The sequence below is a fragment of the Halobacteriovorax sp. DPLXC-1 genome (genome assembly GCF_036903125.1).
GTDB classification, from domain to species: domain Bacteria; phylum Bdellovibrionota; class Bacteriovoracia; order Bacteriovoracales; family Bacteriovoracaceae; genus Halobacteriovorax_A; species Halobacteriovorax_A vibrionivorans.
In genome coordinates, this window is sequence record NZ_JAYMCO010000001.1 from 471,407 (window position 1) to 488,957 (window position 17,551).

18 protein-coding genes and 1 other RNA gene are annotated in these 17,551 nt (G+C 34.8%); 15 read left to right on the forward strand and 4 right to left on the reverse strand.

From position 1 onward, the window contains the following. Nucleotides 1-12: 12 nt before the first annotated feature. Nucleotides 13-1,041: a hypothetical protein gene (locus VCM44_RS02390; RefSeq protein WP_334677897.1), complete on the forward strand. Its 1,029-nt coding sequence runs from the start codon at nucleotides 13-15 to the stop codon at nucleotides 1,039-1,041. Further along, entirely contained in the window at nucleotides 1,038-1,466 is a 429-nt protein-coding gene (locus tag VCM44_RS02395) for a hypothetical protein (RefSeq protein ID WP_334677898.1), read from the forward strand. The genes VCM44_RS02390 and VCM44_RS02395 overlap by 4 nt, the downstream gene beginning before the upstream one ends. Here the strand turns inward: VCM44_RS02395 and VCM44_RS02400 are convergent. Continuing rightward, nucleotides 1,458-3,476 (reverse strand): S9 family peptidase, encoded by a 2,019-nt coding sequence (locus VCM44_RS02400; protein ID WP_334677899.1) that lies wholly within the window; start codon nucleotides 3,474-3,476, stop codon nucleotides 1,458-1,460. The two genes, VCM44_RS02395 and VCM44_RS02400, sit on opposite strands and share 9 nt — an antisense overlap. A gap of 48 nt (nucleotides 3,477-3,524) precedes the next feature. Further along, an RNA gene (rnpB, locus tag VCM44_RS02405) (RNase P RNA component class A) lies at nucleotides 3,525-3,888 on the reverse strand. Between the two features lie 129 nt (nucleotides 3,889-4,017). Between rnpB and VCM44_RS02410 the strand changes: the two genes are divergently transcribed. Then, nucleotides 4,018-5,412, forward strand: a complete 1,395-nt coding sequence (locus VCM44_RS02410) for a TolC family protein (RefSeq protein WP_334677900.1) — start codon at nucleotides 4,018-4,020, stop codon at nucleotides 5,410-5,412. Here the strand turns inward: VCM44_RS02410 and VCM44_RS02415 are convergent. Continuing rightward, nucleotides 5,409-6,122 carry a zinc ribbon domain-containing protein gene (locus tag VCM44_RS02415; RefSeq protein WP_334677901.1) on the reverse strand — a complete coding sequence of 238 codons (714 nt, stop codon included), beginning with the start codon at nucleotides 6,120-6,122 and terminating at the stop codon, nucleotides 5,409-5,411. The two genes, VCM44_RS02410 and VCM44_RS02415, sit on opposite strands and share 4 nt — an antisense overlap. 83 nt (nucleotides 6,123-6,205) lie before the next feature. Here VCM44_RS02415 and aroC point away from each other — a divergent pair, with 83 nt between their 5' ends. The 3 genes from aroC to VCM44_RS02430 all read left to right on the forward strand — a co-directional run bounded on the left by aroC (nucleotide 6,206) and on the right by VCM44_RS02430 (nucleotide 10,279). After that, nucleotides 6,206-7,198 carry a chorismate synthase gene (aroC, locus tag VCM44_RS02420; protein ID WP_334677902.1) on the forward strand — a complete coding sequence of 331 codons (993 nt, stop codon included), beginning with the start codon at nucleotides 6,206-6,208 and terminating at the stop codon, nucleotides 7,196-7,198. Nucleotide 7,199: 1 nt separating this feature from the next. Further along, nucleotides 7,200-9,386 carry a 3-dehydroquinate synthase family protein gene (locus VCM44_RS02425; protein WP_334677903.1) on the forward strand — a complete coding sequence of 729 codons (2,187 nt, stop codon included), beginning with the start codon at nucleotides 7,200-7,202 and terminating at the stop codon, nucleotides 9,384-9,386. 164 nt (nucleotides 9,387-9,550) lie between these two features. Further along, the gene (locus VCM44_RS02430; protein ID WP_334677904.1) at nucleotides 9,551-10,279 is read left to right on the forward strand and encodes a hypothetical protein; all 729 of its coding nucleotides are present in this window, start codon (nucleotides 9,551-9,553) and stop codon (nucleotides 10,277-10,279) included. Here the strand turns inward: VCM44_RS02430 and VCM44_RS02435 are convergent. Beyond that, nucleotides 10,248-10,619, reverse strand: a complete 372-nt coding sequence (locus VCM44_RS02435; RefSeq protein WP_120405537.1) for a hypothetical protein — start codon at nucleotides 10,617-10,619, stop codon at nucleotides 10,248-10,250. The genes VCM44_RS02430 and VCM44_RS02435 overlap by 32 nt on opposite strands. 58 nt (nucleotides 10,620-10,677) lie before the next feature. Between VCM44_RS02435 and VCM44_RS02440 the strand changes: the two genes are divergently transcribed. The 9 genes from VCM44_RS02440 to VCM44_RS02480 all read left to right on the forward strand — a co-directional run bounded on the left by VCM44_RS02440 (nucleotide 10,678) and on the right by VCM44_RS02480 (nucleotide 17,546). After that, on the forward strand, nucleotides 10,678-11,205 hold the full coding sequence (locus tag VCM44_RS02440; RefSeq protein ID WP_120405536.1) for a hypothetical protein: 528 nt from the start codon (nucleotides 10,678-10,680) through the stop codon (nucleotides 11,203-11,205). A gap of 12 nt (nucleotides 11,206-11,217) precedes the next feature. Continuing rightward, entirely contained in the window at nucleotides 11,218-12,222 is a 1,005-nt protein-coding gene (locus VCM44_RS02445) for a radical SAM protein (RefSeq protein ID WP_334677905.1), read from the forward strand. Then, complete coding sequence (locus VCM44_RS02450; RefSeq protein ID WP_334677906.1) at nucleotides 12,212-12,427, forward strand: hypothetical protein; 216 nt, start codon at nucleotides 12,212-12,214, stop codon at nucleotides 12,425-12,427. Before VCM44_RS02445 ends, VCM44_RS02450 begins: the two co-directional genes overlap by 11 nt. Then, nucleotides 12,427-13,644 (forward strand): radical SAM protein, encoded by a 1,218-nt coding sequence (locus VCM44_RS02455; protein ID WP_334677907.1) that lies wholly within the window; start codon nucleotides 12,427-12,429, stop codon nucleotides 13,642-13,644. Before VCM44_RS02450 ends, VCM44_RS02455 begins: the two co-directional genes overlap by 1 nt. Next, on the forward strand, nucleotides 13,634-14,185 hold the full coding sequence (locus VCM44_RS02460) for a hypothetical protein (protein WP_334677908.1): 552 nt from the start codon (nucleotides 13,634-13,636) through the stop codon (nucleotides 14,183-14,185). Before VCM44_RS02455 ends, VCM44_RS02460 begins: the two co-directional genes overlap by 11 nt. Nucleotides 14,186-14,207: 22 nt before the next feature. Continuing rightward, a complete protein-coding gene (locus VCM44_RS02465; protein WP_114705774.1) occupies nucleotides 14,208-14,816 on the forward strand; it encodes a hypothetical protein in 609 nt (202 codons plus the stop codon). Between the two features lie 250 nt (nucleotides 14,817-15,066). Next, nucleotides 15,067-15,603, forward strand: coding sequence for a hypothetical protein (locus VCM44_RS02470; RefSeq protein ID WP_114705773.1), 537 nt, complete (start codon nucleotides 15,067-15,069; stop codon nucleotides 15,601-15,603). Nucleotide 15,604: 1 nt separating this feature from the next. After that, a complete protein-coding gene (locus VCM44_RS02475; protein ID WP_334677909.1) occupies nucleotides 15,605-16,525 on the forward strand; it encodes a hypothetical protein in 921 nt (306 codons plus the stop codon). Continuing rightward, nucleotides 16,515-17,546 (forward strand): radical SAM protein, encoded by a 1,032-nt coding sequence (locus VCM44_RS02480; RefSeq protein ID WP_334677910.1) that lies wholly within the window; start codon nucleotides 16,515-16,517, stop codon nucleotides 17,544-17,546. Before VCM44_RS02475 ends, VCM44_RS02480 begins: the two co-directional genes overlap by 11 nt. Nucleotides 17,547-17,551 lie beyond the last annotated feature (5 nt).

The following is a 17,551-nucleotide window of genomic DNA, read 5'->3' on the forward strand; positions in this document are numbered from 1 at the left end:
CTACAAATAATCATGTTTAAAAAATTACTCGAATGGTCAAAAGACGCTTATATAGACCTTCCATGGCGAAGAGATAGAACTGTCTATAAGACATTAGTCTCTGAAATTATGTTGCAACAAACAACTGTTGGAACTGTTCAAAATCATTTTGAAAGATTCTTGAAAATATATCCCGATGTCCATGCACTTTCTAAAACTTCAGAAGAAGAAATCTGTGTAGCTTGGAAAGGTTTAGGCTACTATCGACGTGCACGCAACTTAAGAAAAGCTGCCATTGATATAGTTGAAAATTACGACGGGAAAATTCCAGGTAATTATGAGGATCTAATTACGATTACTGGGATTGGTGAGTATACGGCCAATGCAATATTAAGTATCGGACAAAATAAGAACGCACTTGCAATAGATGCAAATATCGAAAGAGTAGTTAGTCGAATTTACGGTATACAAGGAAAGAAAGGACCAAAGCTTCAAAAGCTTTTAAAAAAGAAGTTTGAAGAAGGTGAGTTTAGAGAGATCAATAAATGTGGTGGCCGTGAGATTAATGAAGCGTTGATGGATCTTGGTAGAATTTACTGCCAGGCCAGAAGTGCTAACTGTCTTGGTTGTCCTGTTAAAAAAAAATGTATTGCAGGAAATACAAAAGATCCACTAGAGTATCCAGAAATTCCTGTTAAGAAAATTGCTAAGACTTATGAACTTGAGCTTTTAAGAATTATTGTAAATGAGAATAATTCGATCTTAGGATATAAGAAGTCTGATGACGAATGGCTTGCTGGACAAGTTGAGTGCCCAACTTTTATCTTAAAAAGTGAAGATAAGAACTTAATGCAATATCCTCATTTAGATAAAAAACTATCTTATAAGAAATTGAAAAAATATAAAACCGCCATCACTAAGTACAAGATTACAAATTATATTCTAGAGTTATCAACACAAGAATTTAAAGATCGTTTTAGTGGTAAGTTTAGAAAGTATAAGCTTACGGATAAATTAAATATTTCAACGGCAACAACAAAGGCCCTAGCTAAGTTATCATGAAAGTTAATTGCCTGAGTGTCATTCAAGAAGAATTGGTAGATAAGGGAATCAATCTTCCATTTAATCGTGTTTTTGAGCTCTTTGATGCAATTGAATCTTCTAAGAAAATTAAGCAGAAGTTCAGTGAGCTTTGTATCGGAGATATCGTTCTTTGGCGAAAAAATATTATACCGATTAGTGGTGATAGTGGTCATATCGCAATCATACGTGAAATAAAAGATGATGGTTGGATTAGAGTCTTTGATTATTCAAAACAGCCTCATTCAAATGAAGATTGCCTTCGTCCAGGATCAGGAGAAGGTGATATGAAATTAATTTTAGATGGTGATGAAATTAACGGTTTTATTTGGTCAAAAGAGATAAAAAAGACAAAGATGACAAAGGTCTTAGGGATTTCTCCCCAAGACCTCGAAAAATTATTCTAATTCATTTATTAAAAAAGTATAAATATCGGCGACTTCTTTAAAGGCTTCAAATCGACCTGATGCACCTGCATGACCTGCTTCCATATTTGTCCAAAGAAGTTTTACTCGTGAATCTGTAGCAAGGTCTCTAAGCTTATAAGTCCACTTCATAGGTTCCCAATAAGTAACACGAGGATCATTAAGCCCACCTATTGCAAGAACTGCAGGATACTCTCTCTTTTCAAGATTCGTATAAGGGCAATATGATTTCATATAGTCGAAATATTCTTTATCATTTGGGTTTCCCCATTCCTCGTATTCAAGTTTTGTTAAAGGTAGTGTGTCATCAAGCATTGTATTTAAAACATCAACAAATGGTACATCCGCAACAGCAGCTCCGATGAGGTTTTCTTTATCAAGATTTATTGTTGCTCCTACAAGCATTCCACCTGCACTACCACCCATGATTCCAAGTTTACCTTTAACAGTATAGCCTTCATTAATGAGAAATTTCCCACAGGCATAGAAGTCTTCGAAAGTATTTTTCTTATGTAGAAATTTACCGTTTTCATACCAGTGACGACCTAGGGTTGAACTTCCTCTGATATGTCCTATTGCATAAACAAATCCACGATCAAGAAGTGAGATAATATTGCGATTAAACCATGGATGTATCGACATCGAATAAGAGCCGTATCCATAGAGTAGGCATTTATTAGGATCACCCTTCTTAGTTGTCTTCGCTTTAATAATGGTCATTGGAACCATGGCACCATCATGAGAAGGAGCAAAAGTTCTTTCAACTTCATATTTAGATTGATCGAAACCAGGAACTTCTTTTTGATGAATCTTCTTTGATTCACTGCTTTCTATGTCATAGTCAAATGTTGTAGTGGGCGTTGTTAATGAGCTGTATTCATAGCGAAATACCTTAGTCTCATAGTTTGCATTATCGCCACCTCCTACAAAGTAGGCATCTTCAGGAAAGCTCGCCTCAATTCGCTTTTCATCTTTTAATATAGCAAAGCGATTAAGTCCCTTTGTGCGATAATGAAGGACCATAAAATCTTTAAATGTATTAAAGTTTGTTAGATAGTTTTCTTTAGTTCCTTCAATAATTACTTTTGCGTCTTTATATGAAGGATTCATTATTGGAGTTCTAAGAAGTGAAAAGTTTTCATGAAACTTATTTGTAAGGACAATGAAGTCGTCTCCATCACTTTCAACGCTATATTCAATCTTGTCTTCTTTAGGAAAGATTTCAATTGGATTCAGATCACTTGCATCAGCTTTCATATAAAGAACACTGTTATTTGAAGATCCTGATACATTAATTAGGATATATTGGTGATCCATTGTTTCTTCAAGGCTTAGGAAGTATTCACCTGAATCTTCAGTGTAGACTACTTTATCAAATGAGTTTTCCATATCTGTGACATGGATTTTATAAGGTCTAAGATTTTCATCCATTTCAATATAAGCATAAGTCTTTGAGTCATTAAACCAGCATGGTGAATAACTAATCTTCTTTGGTCCTTCTTGAACGATCTTGTTTGTGGATAAATCAAGAATATATAAGTCATATAGTTCGTCACCATTATAATCAACAGTGTAAATTAAATATCGGTGGCAAGGTGAGATATCAAAGGCTCCTACGTCTAAGAAGTCGTGTCCTTTTGCCAATTCATTTTCATCTAAACATACTTGGACTTCACCAGACTTTAAGTGACGACGTAAGTGAATAGGGTAGTCTTTACCTTCTTCATAGCGTTCATAGTATTCATAATCATCGTGAGGATAAGGGCAAGTTTCATAAGTTTGAAGCTCACGTGACTTTAATTCTTCAAAGATTGTTTCTTTCAAATTACCTTTATTTTTTAGATATGTTTTAAAAAGGTCATTTTCTGCATTGAGAAGCTTCATGACATCATCGTCACTTTCGCGATTTCTCATCCAAAAATAATCATCAGTTAGAATTTGATCGTGGATCTTTGTCTCATGCGAGACTTTCTTTGGTTTAGGATATTCCATTATTCCCCCTGAAATGAAAAATGTGTCGCCGAAACGACACATTTGTAAAAATAGAGTTAAGGTATAAGCCGGGTCCTGTATTGGACTATCATTCGTCTAGGCCAGTAGTTACCCACTGGCTCGAGCGCTTAACCCGTCAACAAGGGCCGGCTACCCCATAAGTTGACCTATTCAAGCTTGCACCGCCTAGAGTTTACCTATTTTCACTACAGCAGGTGAGATAAATCTCGTCACTGATTGGCCGGCCGAAGCTACCCCAATCGAGTTCAAACCCCTGTACTTCTTCTCTGTTGCACTTGTCCTAGTCTCGCGACCGACGGGCGTTACCCGCTAAGCTGCCGTATGGTGCCCGGACTTTCCTCCCGTCTATTATACCGAAATATAATAAACCAGCGATAGTCTCCTTAACTCTGTTGGATTTATGCCCTATGTCACGCTGAATGTCAAAGACTTACACGGTATCTAGTCATGGGTTGAATAAATTGGTAAAACTTTTTTTAACTTCATTCGTAATAAAGATAAGTAATAACGTGGGGACCACATGAAATATATTTTATTGGCGATTCTATCATTAAACGCCAGTGCTAATCTTAAAAGTTATGTAAGAGAATATCTAAAAAACTCTACTGAGATCAAACAAGCTGGATATAATTTTGAGTTAGCAAAACTTAATTTTGAACTTCAAAGTGATGATAAAAGACCATGGACCCTCAGTTTGTTGAATGAATTTAATAACGTAGGTCTTATTTCAAATCCTAATAACCCAAATTTAATTAATACATATAAGGCCTATACTTCGGCAGCTGAATTATCGAAAGAAAATATCTATGGTGGAAAGTTTGCGATCACTGGATCTTATATCGACTTTAATGGTGGCACTGAATATGAAGGTTATAATCAAGAAGTAAGTTATACACAAGATCTTGGTAAGAACTTCTTAGGCCGCAATGACAAAATGGATAAAGAAATTGCTGCACAAGAAGTATATGCAACAAAATACGAATTTGATGCGCAAAGATCTCAAAATGTACTAGAGCTTATTGAAAGTTATTTCGATTATAAAAAAACAAAGACATTACTGAATCTAAAAGATGAAGCAAAGAAGAGGGCCGTTCGTAGACTTAACTTTGTTCAAAAACAGGTAAGAGATGGACTACGTGAGAGAGTTGATCTCTATTCTGCACAAGCACAGGTAAACTCTGTAAGTGAAGAATATGCTGAATTGGAATCACAATTAGAAACTTTTAAAAAGTCATTAGAAAGTAAACTCGAAAGAGGACATCGCTTTAGTGATATTAGCTTATATCGTATTGAGAAAATTAAGTTAGATCCAATTGAAGAAGGTAATATTGACTCGAACCTTACAATACAAGCTTTGAACAAAAAACTTGAGTCTCTAAATAAGGCGGTAGAAAAGTTTGATAATTCAGTTTTTCCAACGATTGAATTAATGGGTGCCTATAAGACAAATGCCTATTCAACTGTCACAGCAAACAACGGAAATGTTTTTAGTGACGGAACTTTTGGTTCTGATAATGATGCTACAGAAGTTGGACTAACGGTAGTTATTCCACTTGGCTTTAGTGCTGATGAGAACTCACTAAAACAAGCAAAAATTAATCGTATGAATACAGAGTATCAACAGAGACTAGCTAGAGTTAGAACTAAGAATCAACTTGAGGCCCTGACAAATACAATGCGATTAATTGATAAAACAATCGACTTAGTTTTAAAAAGGCATAAGTTAGCAACACTATCTGTTAAAGAATATAATAAGTTATATTCAAGGGGACGAGCTGACTTTGATAACGTGATAAGTGCAGAAGAGCGCCTTATAAATACTGAAAATAAATACGTAGAATATATTAGTAGAAGAGAAAAATTATATTTCAACTTACTTGATATCTACGGAAAGCTTGAACAATATTTTTATTAAATATCTCTTAGGGGTGCAGGAAGGAGTAACCTTTGGCATCCCTTGCAGAGAATCAGATCAATTCCTTTATTAAAAGTAGCAACTTCTCCTGCTGCATATGTAAATTTACAGCTGCCACAACTTTGTCCAATAAGAAATGTACAAGCATCATGGGCCCGTTTTGATGCGGCCATCTTATATAATTTCACAGCTTCTGGAGGTACTTCACTTAAAAGTCCTTCAATTTGATTTTCCAAACTTAAAACTTTACTTTCATTGGCCTTATTGCCTTGATCGACCTCTGCTTGAATCTCATCAATTGTATTTGTGATACCGGTAATAAACTCAATGGCCTCTTTTTGAAGAGCTTCTTTTTCTTCGATCATTTCTAGAAGCTCTAATGTTTTATCTTGTAAGCCTTCAAACTCATCTTCTTGCTTTTTTATGCTTACGCTTAATGCTTCTTCTTGTTGTTGACTAGTGACAGCATTGAGATTTGCTCTACTTTGTTCTAGCTTTTTTTCTATTTCGAAAATCGACTTTTCACTGGCCGTAACCTGCTCTTTTGCTTGCTTGATATCATTACGTAGTTGAGCAATTTCCTCTTCTTTCTTGTCTTTTTGCTTAATGAGAAATTCAATACGCTTTAACTCTTCATTATTAGCTTGTTTTAAGCCTAATATGACTTTATCTAGGCTCATGACATCTTTTAAGTATTTTAAGTTTTCCATTCATAATTAATAACATATTTACCTAGCAGCTGCGATTGGAATATTTGTATATTTAAGGTGATAATAAGGGGATAGGAGTTATAATGCGCGGAAGTATATTTGGTAAAATGTTTTCAATGACTACCTTTGGTGAATCCCATGGCCCAGCACTTGGTGTTGTTCTTGATGGAGTACCAAGTGGTCTTGATTTTAATCTAGAAGATTTACAGGCAATGCTTGATAAGAGAGCACCTGGTCGCTCAAAGGGAGTGACTGCCCGTAAAGAAGCAGATAAGGCAGAGATTCTCTCAGGTGTTTTTGAAAATAAGACTTTGGGAACACCAATCGCTGTTATCATTCGAAATACTAATCAACGAAGTAAGGATTACGATAAATTAAAAGATAATTATAGGCCTGGCCATGCTGATCGAACTTATGATTTAAAGTATGGAATTAGAGATCATCGTGGTGGTGGAAGAAGTAGTGGGCGAGAAACAGTTGCACGTGTTGTTGCTGGTTATTTTGCAAGTTTGGTTCTTCCTAAGGTGAAAGTTAATACTTTTATTTCTAAGCTTGGGCCGTTTGAATGTGAAAATATAATTAAGTCTTTTCCACAAGATTTAGGAACTTATAATTTTGGAGATCCTAGTAAAGATCAAGAGATTGAAAAGTACTTGATTGATTTAAAGGCCAAGGGCGATTCTGTTGGTGGTCGAATTTCCGTTAATATTGAAAATTGTCCAGTCGGTCTTGGGGAGCCTGCTTTTGATAAGCTGAAAGCAGATCTTGCAAAAGCTGTTTTATCAATTGGAGCTTGTGTCGCATTCTCATTTGGTGCAGGTGTGAAAATGGCCGATATGAGTGGACAAGAAGTAAGCGGTGATAGTGCAAATTTTGGTGGAATTGAAGGTGGAATAAGTAATGGTGAGATGATTAACTTAGATTTAACATTTAAGCCCACTTCAACAGTTGGCGCAAATGCAAAAGAAGGACGTCATGACCCATGTATTCTTCCGCGTGCAGTTGTTGTCGTGGAATCAATGGTAAGAGTCGTTTTAGCAGATCATTTTTTAAGACAAAAGGCATACGAGGTTTAAATTGTCTGAAATTAAGCATTTTAGTGATATTCAAAAGATTAATACTATAATTAATGAGATCGATTCAGATCGGATACTAATTATCATTGATTCTAATGTTAATGATCTCTACTTAGATCTAATAGATCCTAAGAATGGAGTAGATATCTATATAGCTCCTGGCGGAGAAGATTGTAAGAAGTTAAGTGAAGTCGAAAAAGCATGTGAATTCTTTTTAGAAAGAGGCATTCATCGTAAGGCCCACCTGGTTGCTATTGGTGGAGGGGCGTGTTCTGATTTTGCTGGTCTTGTTGCATCTATGCTCCTACGAGGAATTAGCTGGAGTGTTATTCCAACAACTCTACTTTCAATGATTGATGCAAGTATCGGTGGAAAAGTTGCAGTGAATTCGGCCTTTGGTAAGAATTTAATCGGAGCTTTTCACTTACCAGACAATATTTATATATGTTCAGAGTTTCTTCAAAGTTTACCAGAAGATCATTTCATCTCTGGCCTTGGGGAATTAGCAAAGTACTTCTTCTTAGATGAAGAGGTTTTTAACCTTATCAATAATGAAGCATCATTTGATGAAATTACAATTCGCTGTGCTCGTTATAAGCAAGAGATAGTCGATCAAGACTTTAAAGAAGGTGGAATTCGAAAGATCTTAAACCTAGGACATACACTAGGACACGCTATTGAAAAAGTTTACGAACTACCGCATGGAGTAGCCGTATTTTGGGGGCTTAAGCTTATATTTAACATCTTTCAAAGAGATGAAGAGAGTGAATTCCTAAATCAATTTGCTCATGTCTTTGGTCTAAATGCTCTTATGTGTCCGTGGCAAGATAATTTACCTATCGATGAGCTTATGGAATATGTAGCAAAAGATAAAAAAGTCGTTGCTAATAATACAATTGAAGTAATTTTACCTTCAGGGATAGGCAAGCCTATCATTCAAGAAGTGTCTCTGGATGAAATAAGAAAGCGACTAATGGAGTATGCCCACGGTAAAGGAGCAACGAAGGATTTTATTAAGAAGATCCGCGTACCTTCATCTAAGTCTTTTGCTAATCGTGCGCTTGTTTTAGCTGCTATATATCCACAAGACATTGAGTTATTAGATCTTCCAGAATCTACAGATGTTATTCATATGCTTAATTGTCTTGGGCATATTGGTTTACAGATCAATAAAGAGGGAAGAAGTGTCACAATAAAGGGCTCCTTTCCTGCTTGTGAAATTGAGACTGATGAAGTTATTAACCTTGTCTCAGGAGATGGTGGAACAACAAATCGTTTTTTAATCCCATTACTTTCGCTTGGAAATAATAAGTATAATCTGATACCAAGTGAAAAAATGTTTGATCGTCCAATGGATGAACTAGAAAAGGCACTAGATGAGTTAGATGTCGAAGTTTTAAGAGATGAAGAAAACTGGTTTCAAGTTCAAGGGCCAATTAATATATCAAAAGGTGTTTATGAAGTTGATTGCTCAAGATCAACTCAGTTTGCAACAGGACTGGCAATGGCCTTATCTCCAAACGATATTGATGTGGAGCCAGTTAATATGTCCACAAGTCGTCCATATTGGGAGATGACACTAAATCTAATCGAAAGATTTAAAAGTGGAGAACAAGTCTTTGAAGTTCCTGTCGATTTTAGCTCTCTTGGTTATCCACTAGCATATGCATGTATGTCTGGACCTGTGCTTGTTGAGAATTGTAAAGGAATCGATCGATTCCAAGCCGATAGTCAATTTATAAGTTTGTTAGAAGAGCTAGGTGGAGACTTCGATTTTACAAAAGACGGGCTTCTGTTTAATGGTGTAGAAAATTTAAATGGCTTTGAGATTGATTGTCGAGACTGTCCCGACCTTATTCCGACGCTTTGTTTTCTCGCATCTTATGCAGATGGTGTCTCAATTATTAGAAGTGTTGAAGTTTTAGTACATAAAGAATCAGATCGTTTAAATGCAGTTATGGATTTAATGGAGCTATACGATATCAAACATCATTATGATGAAGAAAATGATCTTCTTGAAATAGAAGGAAGAAAAGCTGATGGACGTGTCGTCGATATAACACCTCCTCGTGATCATCGTATGGTTATGGTTTCTTACCTCTATCAGATTGTTAATGGTGGAGGAAAATTAGAAAATACGGAATGTGTTGAAAAATCATTTCCAAATTTCTTTGAGGTTATCAATTAGTGAAAAAAGCAGAATTGATTTTTACGATTCTTTTTATATCACTATCAATTCTATGTGAGTCGATAGGCTATAGAGGAAACGTATATCCTTTCTTTAGTTGGAATCTCTTTAGTACAACGAGAGGCCAGTAGATGTTAAGTACGATATCTCAGATATTTTACCTCATGACTTTTCCACTTGTGAGTATGTATCTCTATGAAGGCTATGGAGTTCAAAACTCTGGTAATTGGGTTGCAAGCTTACTACCCTCATTTAATTCAATTACACCGCTAATAATACTTTGGGCCATTTCAATATTTGGTTCAATAGGCTCTTTTTTACGTAAATACTTTCGTATTTTATATTCCATCTTCCTCTTTTTAATTATCGCATTAACAAATGGTGCCGATTTTGATCATGATCTATTTGCTTGGTTTTATATTTCTATTCTTTTTATTTTAGAAGGAAGAGATGAAAAAAGTGACAAAGCAATTTTAAATTTTTCTAAACTTACCATTGTTCTCATTTATTTTATGTCTGGATTCTGGAAATTATTTTATTCATTTAAAGCATTTTTTAATGAAAGCCTTGGATATTTTCACTTTGAAGGACTCAGAGAGATTATTAAGGAATCACACCTTTTAACTAATCATAGCTGGCCGATCATAGATGTAATCCCAAGTGTTATTCTATTTCTAATTGGTCTAGGGATCGTAATCTTAGAACTTTCGGGGTTATTTCTATATTTCAAAAAACGCTCATACCTTTATCTATGGGCCAGTTCTATTATAATATTTCATCTGTTAACTGTCTTAACAATGAGGGTGGAATTTGTATCGAATATTATATTGATAGGGATAATTTTTCTTCTAGGAAAGTCTACTAAACTACAATCCAGCCCATATCATCGTTGATATATTGCATAGAAAAATTTCTTGAGTAATTTAGATCAACTTTTTCTTCGACAATAAAAAGCCCATTTTTATTGGCAATCTTTTTATTGTGTGGATTGATAATAGGACTTTTTCCCCATTTTGTTTTTCTTACGCGAAAATGTATAACTGAGTGAATTTCTTTCGGTTTAATGGGAAGTTCATAAGTCATACCACTCTTAAGAATGATACAAGTATCATTATCACTAGTTATTAGTAAGTTACCAGTGTTTGTTTTCTTCAATCTCATAATAGAGTGGGCCATGGCCTTATATGTGAAAAGAGAAAATAATGTAGTGAAAATAAAATTTCTTCGTTTCATGATCCTATTATATACTATAATTATAATTTTCAATAAAAAATTAATTGAAGGAGATTTTATGGCGCTGTTAAGACCATGTACTATAAGTTCGACAGGTACTATTACAAATGGTTCATCTGGACCTGATCTAAGGGTACAAAGTGGTGAATTCGTAGCGGATAAGGTCTGGAACTCTGTTTGGAATGATGTTGCTGACTTTCAATTACTTAATGATGATTTAATACCAGGGAAATGCTACTTTGATACAATAGAAGGTGCTAGAATTTGTACTGAAAGGTGTCAGCTGAGTGTAATTGGGGTAGCTTCTGATACATTTGGTTTTGGTGTTGGACAAGGTAATGCTGGTGTTGAAGTACCAATTGCAGTAGCTGGTTGGGTTTTAGCATATGTTGATGATGAATACCCATGTGGAACTCCATTAACTAATGACGAAAATGGAAACCTAACGGAGATGACTTTAGAAGAGAAACAAAACTTTCCTGAGCGCGTCGTTGCAATATATAAAAAGAAGGAATTAAAAGATTCTTTCGGAGATGGTAAGAAGTTTATTGATGTTAATGGACGCCATTGGGTGAAGGTTAAATAATAAAGGATTTAAATGATTGTCTTATCAATAGCTTTCTCGGAAGCTTGCAACTTAGATTGTAGTTACTGCAATGTTGATAAGCTTTCTAAGAAGTCAATTAATACTGACTTATTCTTTGAGTCCTATGAAAAAGTACGTTCTAAAAACCCACAAGAGCTTATTCAAGTAGATTTCTATGGGGGAGAGCCTCTCCTACATTGGGATAAAATCGTTACAGTAACTAAAGAACTAAAAGATGATCCCAATGTGCAATTCTATATGCCAACCAATGGTCTTTTACTTGATGATGAAAAAGTTGAATTTTTAAATGCTAATAAAGTTAGAGTCTCATTATCATATGATGGCCTATGGCAGGATATAAATCGCAATCAGCATGATGGCCGTGGTACCAATCATCTTTATCAAAAAAAGCTCCCAATAATAAAAAAGCTGAATGATCTTTCGTGTCATTCAATGATTTACTCTGGAAATAATAATATATTAGAAAATCATCTCTATATTAAAAAAGTCCTTAATCTCAATCCTGATTTAACATTAATTCGAGATGTGGGTGTTTGGACCAATGAAAGTGCACAAGAAGTGAATTATGGCTTTAGTGAACTGGTCGATTGGTATATTGAAAACGTTGATAATGTTGAAATGCCAAAAATTATACTCACATATTTAAGGCATATTTTACGCTACACAGCTAAAGATGTGCGCATTGATTATTGTGGTGCCGGGGATACTCATTTATCCTTCTCTGAAGATAAGCTAATTGCCTGTAATCGCTTCAAAGATGACGACTTATATCTTAAAATTCCAGAATACAAAAATATGGCAGCTTGTGAGTCTTGTTCGGTAAAAAATTACTGTAGAAAAGGCTGTTTGTATGAGAACATAAAAAATGAAGGCCCAATTGAAAGTATTTGTTTTATGTATAAGCACTTCTATAAAGAAGTACAACGTATGATTAAAACTTTGAAAGGGAATGAATATTTTAAACGAATCTTGAAGCGAGAAATTTATGAATCTTAAAGCACTGAATCGAAGTATGTATTTGGCCGCTCAACATCTTGTTGAAGCTAGTAAGCATATGCATCCAATTGCACCTGAGTATTCTGACAAACTTTTAAAAGATGCTGATGAAATTCTAGCAATGATAAAAGTTGAAGAGGAAAAGGTTTCGGAAGATAAACTCGATAGCATCTTGGATGAAATCATGAATACGGAGATTGAATAATGGTAGCTTATAATATTGAAAACCCAGCTAAAGCAAAAGGTGGCGTAAGGAATTACTTCACACTTGAAATTACAACCTCTGCACTATGTGATCTTAATTGCACATATTGTTTTGAAGGAGAGAAAGTTGACAAGGCAAGGCTTGATAACGATCTTCCAACAATTTTTAAAAGGATTGATAGTATCCTTGAAGACAAGGAATGGTTTCAAGCAAAATATGATGGCCTAAATATCTCTCTATGGGGTGGTGAGCCTACTTTAAATCCAAAATTTATTATCGATCTTATGAATCAATATCGTGAACACGATAATATTGATTTTCACCTTTATACAAATGCATTCAATATGCACAATATGAAGAAAATTATTGATAATGTTGATATGTCTAAACTTCATGTTCAGGTATCTTATGATGGCCGTGCGGTTAATGATAATTACCGATTAATGAAGAATAAGAAGGCTTCAAGTAATCAAGTAATTAATAACCTCTATGAGTTAGCAAATCTTGGTATCAATGTGAGTATGAAGGCAACCCTTCCAATTGACAGTATGGATAGTCTTTATAAATGTTGGGAAGATTATCATGATATTCAAAAACTTCTTTGGAAGGTTTCAAAGAATATTAATATCAATTACTCACCAACCATCGACTATATTACAAAATTTAGCTTAGACGAGAAAAAAGATGCGGTAAAAGTCTTTAGAAGTGAGTTCTTAAAAATTGCTAAGCGTGAAATTGAATTTTACCGTGAAAATGGACGCTATCTTTGTTCATGGTTTGGTGGAGAAGATAATAGAAAGCATTGTTCTGCTGGTTATAATATGGCCGCAATTGATCAAAGAGGAAATCTCTACGCTTGTCACGGAGCAATCTATTCAAAACATAAGGATGAATTAGCGTATAGTGATATCCATGATGAAGAATTTGTCCAAAAGATTAGTGCTTATACAAAGAAATTTGAAGAACCATTAAAGAAAATCCATAAAGATTGTAAGGACTGTGTTGCCACGACTTGTATGATTTGTCCTGTTGCAAGTCATGAGAAGAGTGAAAAAACGGACTTTTTCGCTAAGTGGACAGATAATTGGGTTAATGAACTTTGTGGTTTCTTTAAAGCTTTTGGAGAAATTGACCGCGCAGTACAGAAGCACTTATTTGCTTTACATGCAGAAACTGATGAGGAATATAGAAACAGGGAGATGGCAAATGGCATGTAGTGGTGGACACTGTTCCTATCATAATAGAGGAACGTCAACATGTTCTGGGCACCGAGGAGTTTGTTCTTCAAATAGAACACACACATTAAATATAAATATTGCAATTGGTGCTAAGATATATGGTACTCACGTTAAAGCTCTTAGAGATGTTATCTCTGCAGAAATGGCCAGGCGACGTCAGCATGCAATGTATAATCCAGGTACTCCAACCAACTCATACGGTGTTGGTACTCAAATTACTAATTCTGTTACGGCCAATATGGTAAGTCGTCTTAATCAAATGTCGCCAGCAAATGACTCAGTATGGAGTGCTGCAAATCCTTCTCCAGCTGATAATAGACCTAAGACTTCTGACGATGGAAGTGCTTCGGGGACTTCTGGTACAAGAGGTTGGAATAAAACAGGGCAACATATTGTCGAGCCCCATATTCAAGAGATTTTAAATTATTATAATACTTTAAGGGCCGACTGTATTTGTAATACAGACTGTAATTGTAACGCTGTTTGTGCATGCCATAATAATTGTGGTTGTCACTATTAGGATATTTTAAAAGGATTTAAATATGATGTTATATGATGTTGCTTCAGTTGAAGATCGTGGATCACATTGGTATGTGACAAATGTTTTTCCTCATACACTTGATCCAATTGAGAGACATGAGAAATTGTTAAACCTTTCAGCAGTTTCTTCTTCTATCATTAAGCATGCTATTGAAAAGGGAATTGAAGTAAGGATCACGAAGCCTCTTGAATATAATGAAGTAATGCCTCATGAGATTAGATTAATTGAAGGCGACGAGAATGATCATAATTATGCTCGCGAATCTGCAATTAAAAAGGCCCGTATGGTTGTCACTCATGACCTTGCTTCAGTAAGTGGTTATACATTTTATAGTTTTATGTGCCTTAATAATGAACTTTGTGACAAAGGTTTCTTTATTACTGCTGAAAATAGAGAATCTAAATATCTTGAAATTTTAGAAACAGGTAACGAAGAACTTATCCAGAAGCTAGAGGACTACTTAAATACAAAAGATCAAATTGAAAGGGTTGCAGCTCTTAATAAGAAGTTTGATCACTTTAGAAAGCTAATTACTGAAGAAGAGGATCTAGAAAAAATCGAAGATCTAACAAATAAGTTCTTAGAGGATTATTATTCAACATTCTTTTAGAGTTATACTCTATTCACAAAAAGATCATCGTAAAGTAAATGGAACATTATTTTACTGCTTCGAGTATTTTCTTTTTTCAAGAGCTCGAAGCAGTGATGTCAAATTTGTTCTCTATAATTGTACAGAAGAAGAGCGCATCGGCTGGATTAAGGTATTTAAAGAAAGATATCATTTTCCAGATGAGTATCTATCTGACTTCATTGTTACCCAAAGAGTTTATGATATTTACAAATTGAAACCTAAGAGATGCATGATCTTAGATATTCACACACTCAAGCTTTTAGGAGAAACGATTCCTTGTGATCTAGTTGTCTTTTCTAATGAAGGCCATGACATGCAAAGATACAAGATGAAGAAGGTCAAGTATTTCGGATTCTACGAGTATCAAAACTTTGATGAGCAAGAACTTCTTAAATTCTCTTTTGGTAATTATAAAGAGCTTGGAAAGGTTTCTGACTACGTCTTTGTAAATACACCTTCTCTTGATTATTCAAATATTAAAATACCTGAGGAATATAGAGAACGTAATATAATATATAAAATCGCAAATAGACATCATGAGAATCTACATGAAAAGTTTGATACGATGCTCTATTACCAATCTGCTAAAGTTGATACAAATAATCGACTTGTTCCTGAAAGTTTATACTACAAAAAGAAGGTCGAAATCTTCAAGAGTGTTATACAAGACTCCGTAAATATGCGTTATAATGATATTTTATTAAACGGATTTGAGGCTTATCACTTAGACGAAGAAGATAAGCTAATTCAAGCATTTTTGGATTAGTATGATTTTAAGACTAGATAAAGATAATTATGATCTCTGGCTCACCTATAGTTGGAGTGCGAATAATCATGGTCTTTGTGGTCACACATATGAGGTGATCGACTATTATCTCTTTCTTAAAGATTATATGCGCGTCGGGATCCTCTTATGCGAAGATATTGACTGGCCAATGTTTCGTGCATCGATTGTTGGAAAATATATCATTTCTGAAGAAGAGCTAGTCCAGCTTGAAAAAGATACTCTCTTTGTAAATAGACCTAATCTTATACATGCAAATAATATCCTCTTTACCGATGGTGGAGCTAAGTCTCTGGAAGGTAAGCATATCTTAGCGCATAAAATATTTCACTTTGCTTGTGGTGATAAGGAGCTACAAGATAACGATAAGGATAATGTATTTATTCTTCAAGATAAGCGCATTTATCGTGATTGTAAGAATGCTATTGACTATAAAAAACGTATCAATTTTAATCGCTTGAAAAAGCCAACAAAATCAGCACGTTGTAATCTTCTATATGGCACAAAAAATTGTCGAAATATTCCAGATCAAATGTATTTTGATCTGTTGGAAAAATATGATGGAGACTTCCTGTGCTTAACTAATAAAGAGAATCGCCCTGAGGGACGATTAGAGGGACTCTCAGAGCGTTTTGAGTTTCCTGAGATGCCCGTGCCGGATTTATTTGAGAAGTTTGATAGATACATCTATACACCCGTTCCTCGTAAGTTTGATTGTAGTCCCCGTATGATCTCAGAATGCAAATTTTTTGATAAAGAGGTTGTGTATTATAATATAGATTACTGGGATGAAGATAAAGGCCTCTATTGGAGAAAGTGGGATATCGATAATGATTTTGAATCGATATTTCTTCAAGAAGGCGATCCCATACTAGAAATCTTGGGAGAACATATTGGATTATAATATTTTTAGCCATTCAGGTTTGAGGCTAATTAATGATAAATTCAATAAGAGAGCAAAGCTCGACACTGGAACATTCTGTAATTACGAATGTTACTTTTGCTATTACCTTGATGATCTTGATAAAGTCACACCTCTTGAAGTCATTAAAGAACGAGCAAAGAAAATCTATAATTGTGGAATGCGAGAAATCGATTTAAGTGGTGGAGAAAGTTCTGTTCACAGAGATTGGTTTGCAATACTTGATTATTGTAATGACTTAGGTTTTACGAATATCTCAGCTCTTACTAATGGTGCTAAATTTGCAAACTTGGCATTTTGTAAGAAGTCTCAAGAGCATGGCCTTACTGAATTACTCTTTAGTCTGCATGGAGTAAATGAAGAGAATCATGACACAATAGTTGGAAGAAAGGGCGCATTTCGAAAAATGCTGAAGGCCATTTCAAATTGCCAAGAAATAGGAATCAAAGTTCGTATCAATTGTACCGTTACAGACAAGAATGCAGAGCTTCTTGGAGAGTATGTAACATTGATAAATAAGATAAAACCATATCAACTTAACTTCCTACCTTTAAATTATTGGGAAGATGCTGATCGTCTTGAATCACAAAGTTATGAACACTTAAGTAAGTATATAAAAAAAGCTATCGATAATTTAGATGATGGTATTCAGATTAATGTACGCTATATCCCATTTTGTTTTATGCAGGGGTATGAGAAATATGTAGTAGGTGTTTATCAACATATCTATGATCGTAATGATTGGAATATTTATGCATATGATGTGGAAAAAATAGAAGAAAAGATTTTGGATACAAAAGAGTATTTCGAAGTTGCTGCACAAAAAAGAAAGCATACATATACAAAAGGTAAGAAATGTTTCAATTGTAAATACTTCTTTGTGTGTGATGGTGTTGAAAAGAAAATATCAAAACTTCAGGAAGTATATCCAGTTGAAGGTGAGAAGATAGATGATGTTCTTCACTATCGACGTGGTCATTATCCTGAATGTGATTATAAGTAGGTAAG

Coding starts and splice junctions, on each gene's coding strand:
- VCM44_RS02390 (WP_334677897.1), top strand. CDS start 13: ATGTTTAAAAAATTACTCGAATGGTCAAAAGACGCTTATATAGACCTT.
- VCM44_RS02395 (WP_334677898.1), top strand. CDS start 1,038: ATGAAAGTTAATTGCCTGAGTGTCATTCAAGAAGAATTGGTAGATAAG.
- VCM44_RS02400 (WP_334677899.1), bottom strand. CDS start 3,476: ATGGAATATCCTAAACCAAAGAAAGTCTCGCATGAGACAAAGATCCAC.
- VCM44_RS02410 (WP_334677900.1), top strand. CDS start 4,018: ATGAAATATATTTTATTGGCGATTCTATCATTAAACGCCAGTGCTAAT.
- VCM44_RS02415 (WP_334677901.1), bottom strand. CDS start 6,122: ATGGAAAACTTAAAATACTTAAAAGATGTCATGAGCCTAGATAAAGTC.
- aroC (WP_334677902.1), top strand. CDS start 6,206: ATGCGCGGAAGTATATTTGGTAAAATGTTTTCAATGACTACCTTTGGT.
- VCM44_RS02430 (WP_334677904.1), top strand. CDS start 9,551: ATGACTTTTCCACTTGTGAGTATGTATCTCTATGAAGGCTATGGAGTT.
- VCM44_RS02435 (WP_120405537.1), bottom strand. CDS start 10,619: ATGAAACGAAGAAATTTTATTTTCACTACATTATTTTCTCTTTTCACA.
- VCM44_RS02440 (WP_120405536.1), top strand. CDS start 10,678: ATGGCGCTGTTAAGACCATGTACTATAAGTTCGACAGGTACTATTACA.
- VCM44_RS02445 (WP_334677905.1), top strand. CDS start 11,218: ATGATTGTCTTATCAATAGCTTTCTCGGAAGCTTGCAACTTAGATTGT.
- VCM44_RS02450 (WP_334677906.1), top strand. CDS start 12,212: ATGAATCTTAAAGCACTGAATCGAAGTATGTATTTGGCCGCTCAACAT.
- VCM44_RS02455 (WP_334677907.1), top strand. CDS start 12,427: ATGGTAGCTTATAATATTGAAAACCCAGCTAAAGCAAAAGGTGGCGTA.
- VCM44_RS02460 (WP_334677908.1), top strand. CDS start 13,634: ATGGCATGTAGTGGTGGACACTGTTCCTATCATAATAGAGGAACGTCA.
- VCM44_RS02465 (WP_114705774.1), top strand. CDS start 14,208: ATGATGTTATATGATGTTGCTTCAGTTGAAGATCGTGGATCACATTGG.
- VCM44_RS02470 (WP_114705773.1), top strand. CDS start 15,067: ATGATCTTAGATATTCACACACTCAAGCTTTTAGGAGAAACGATTCCT.
- VCM44_RS02475 (WP_334677909.1), top strand. CDS start 15,605: ATGATTTTAAGACTAGATAAAGATAATTATGATCTCTGGCTCACCTAT.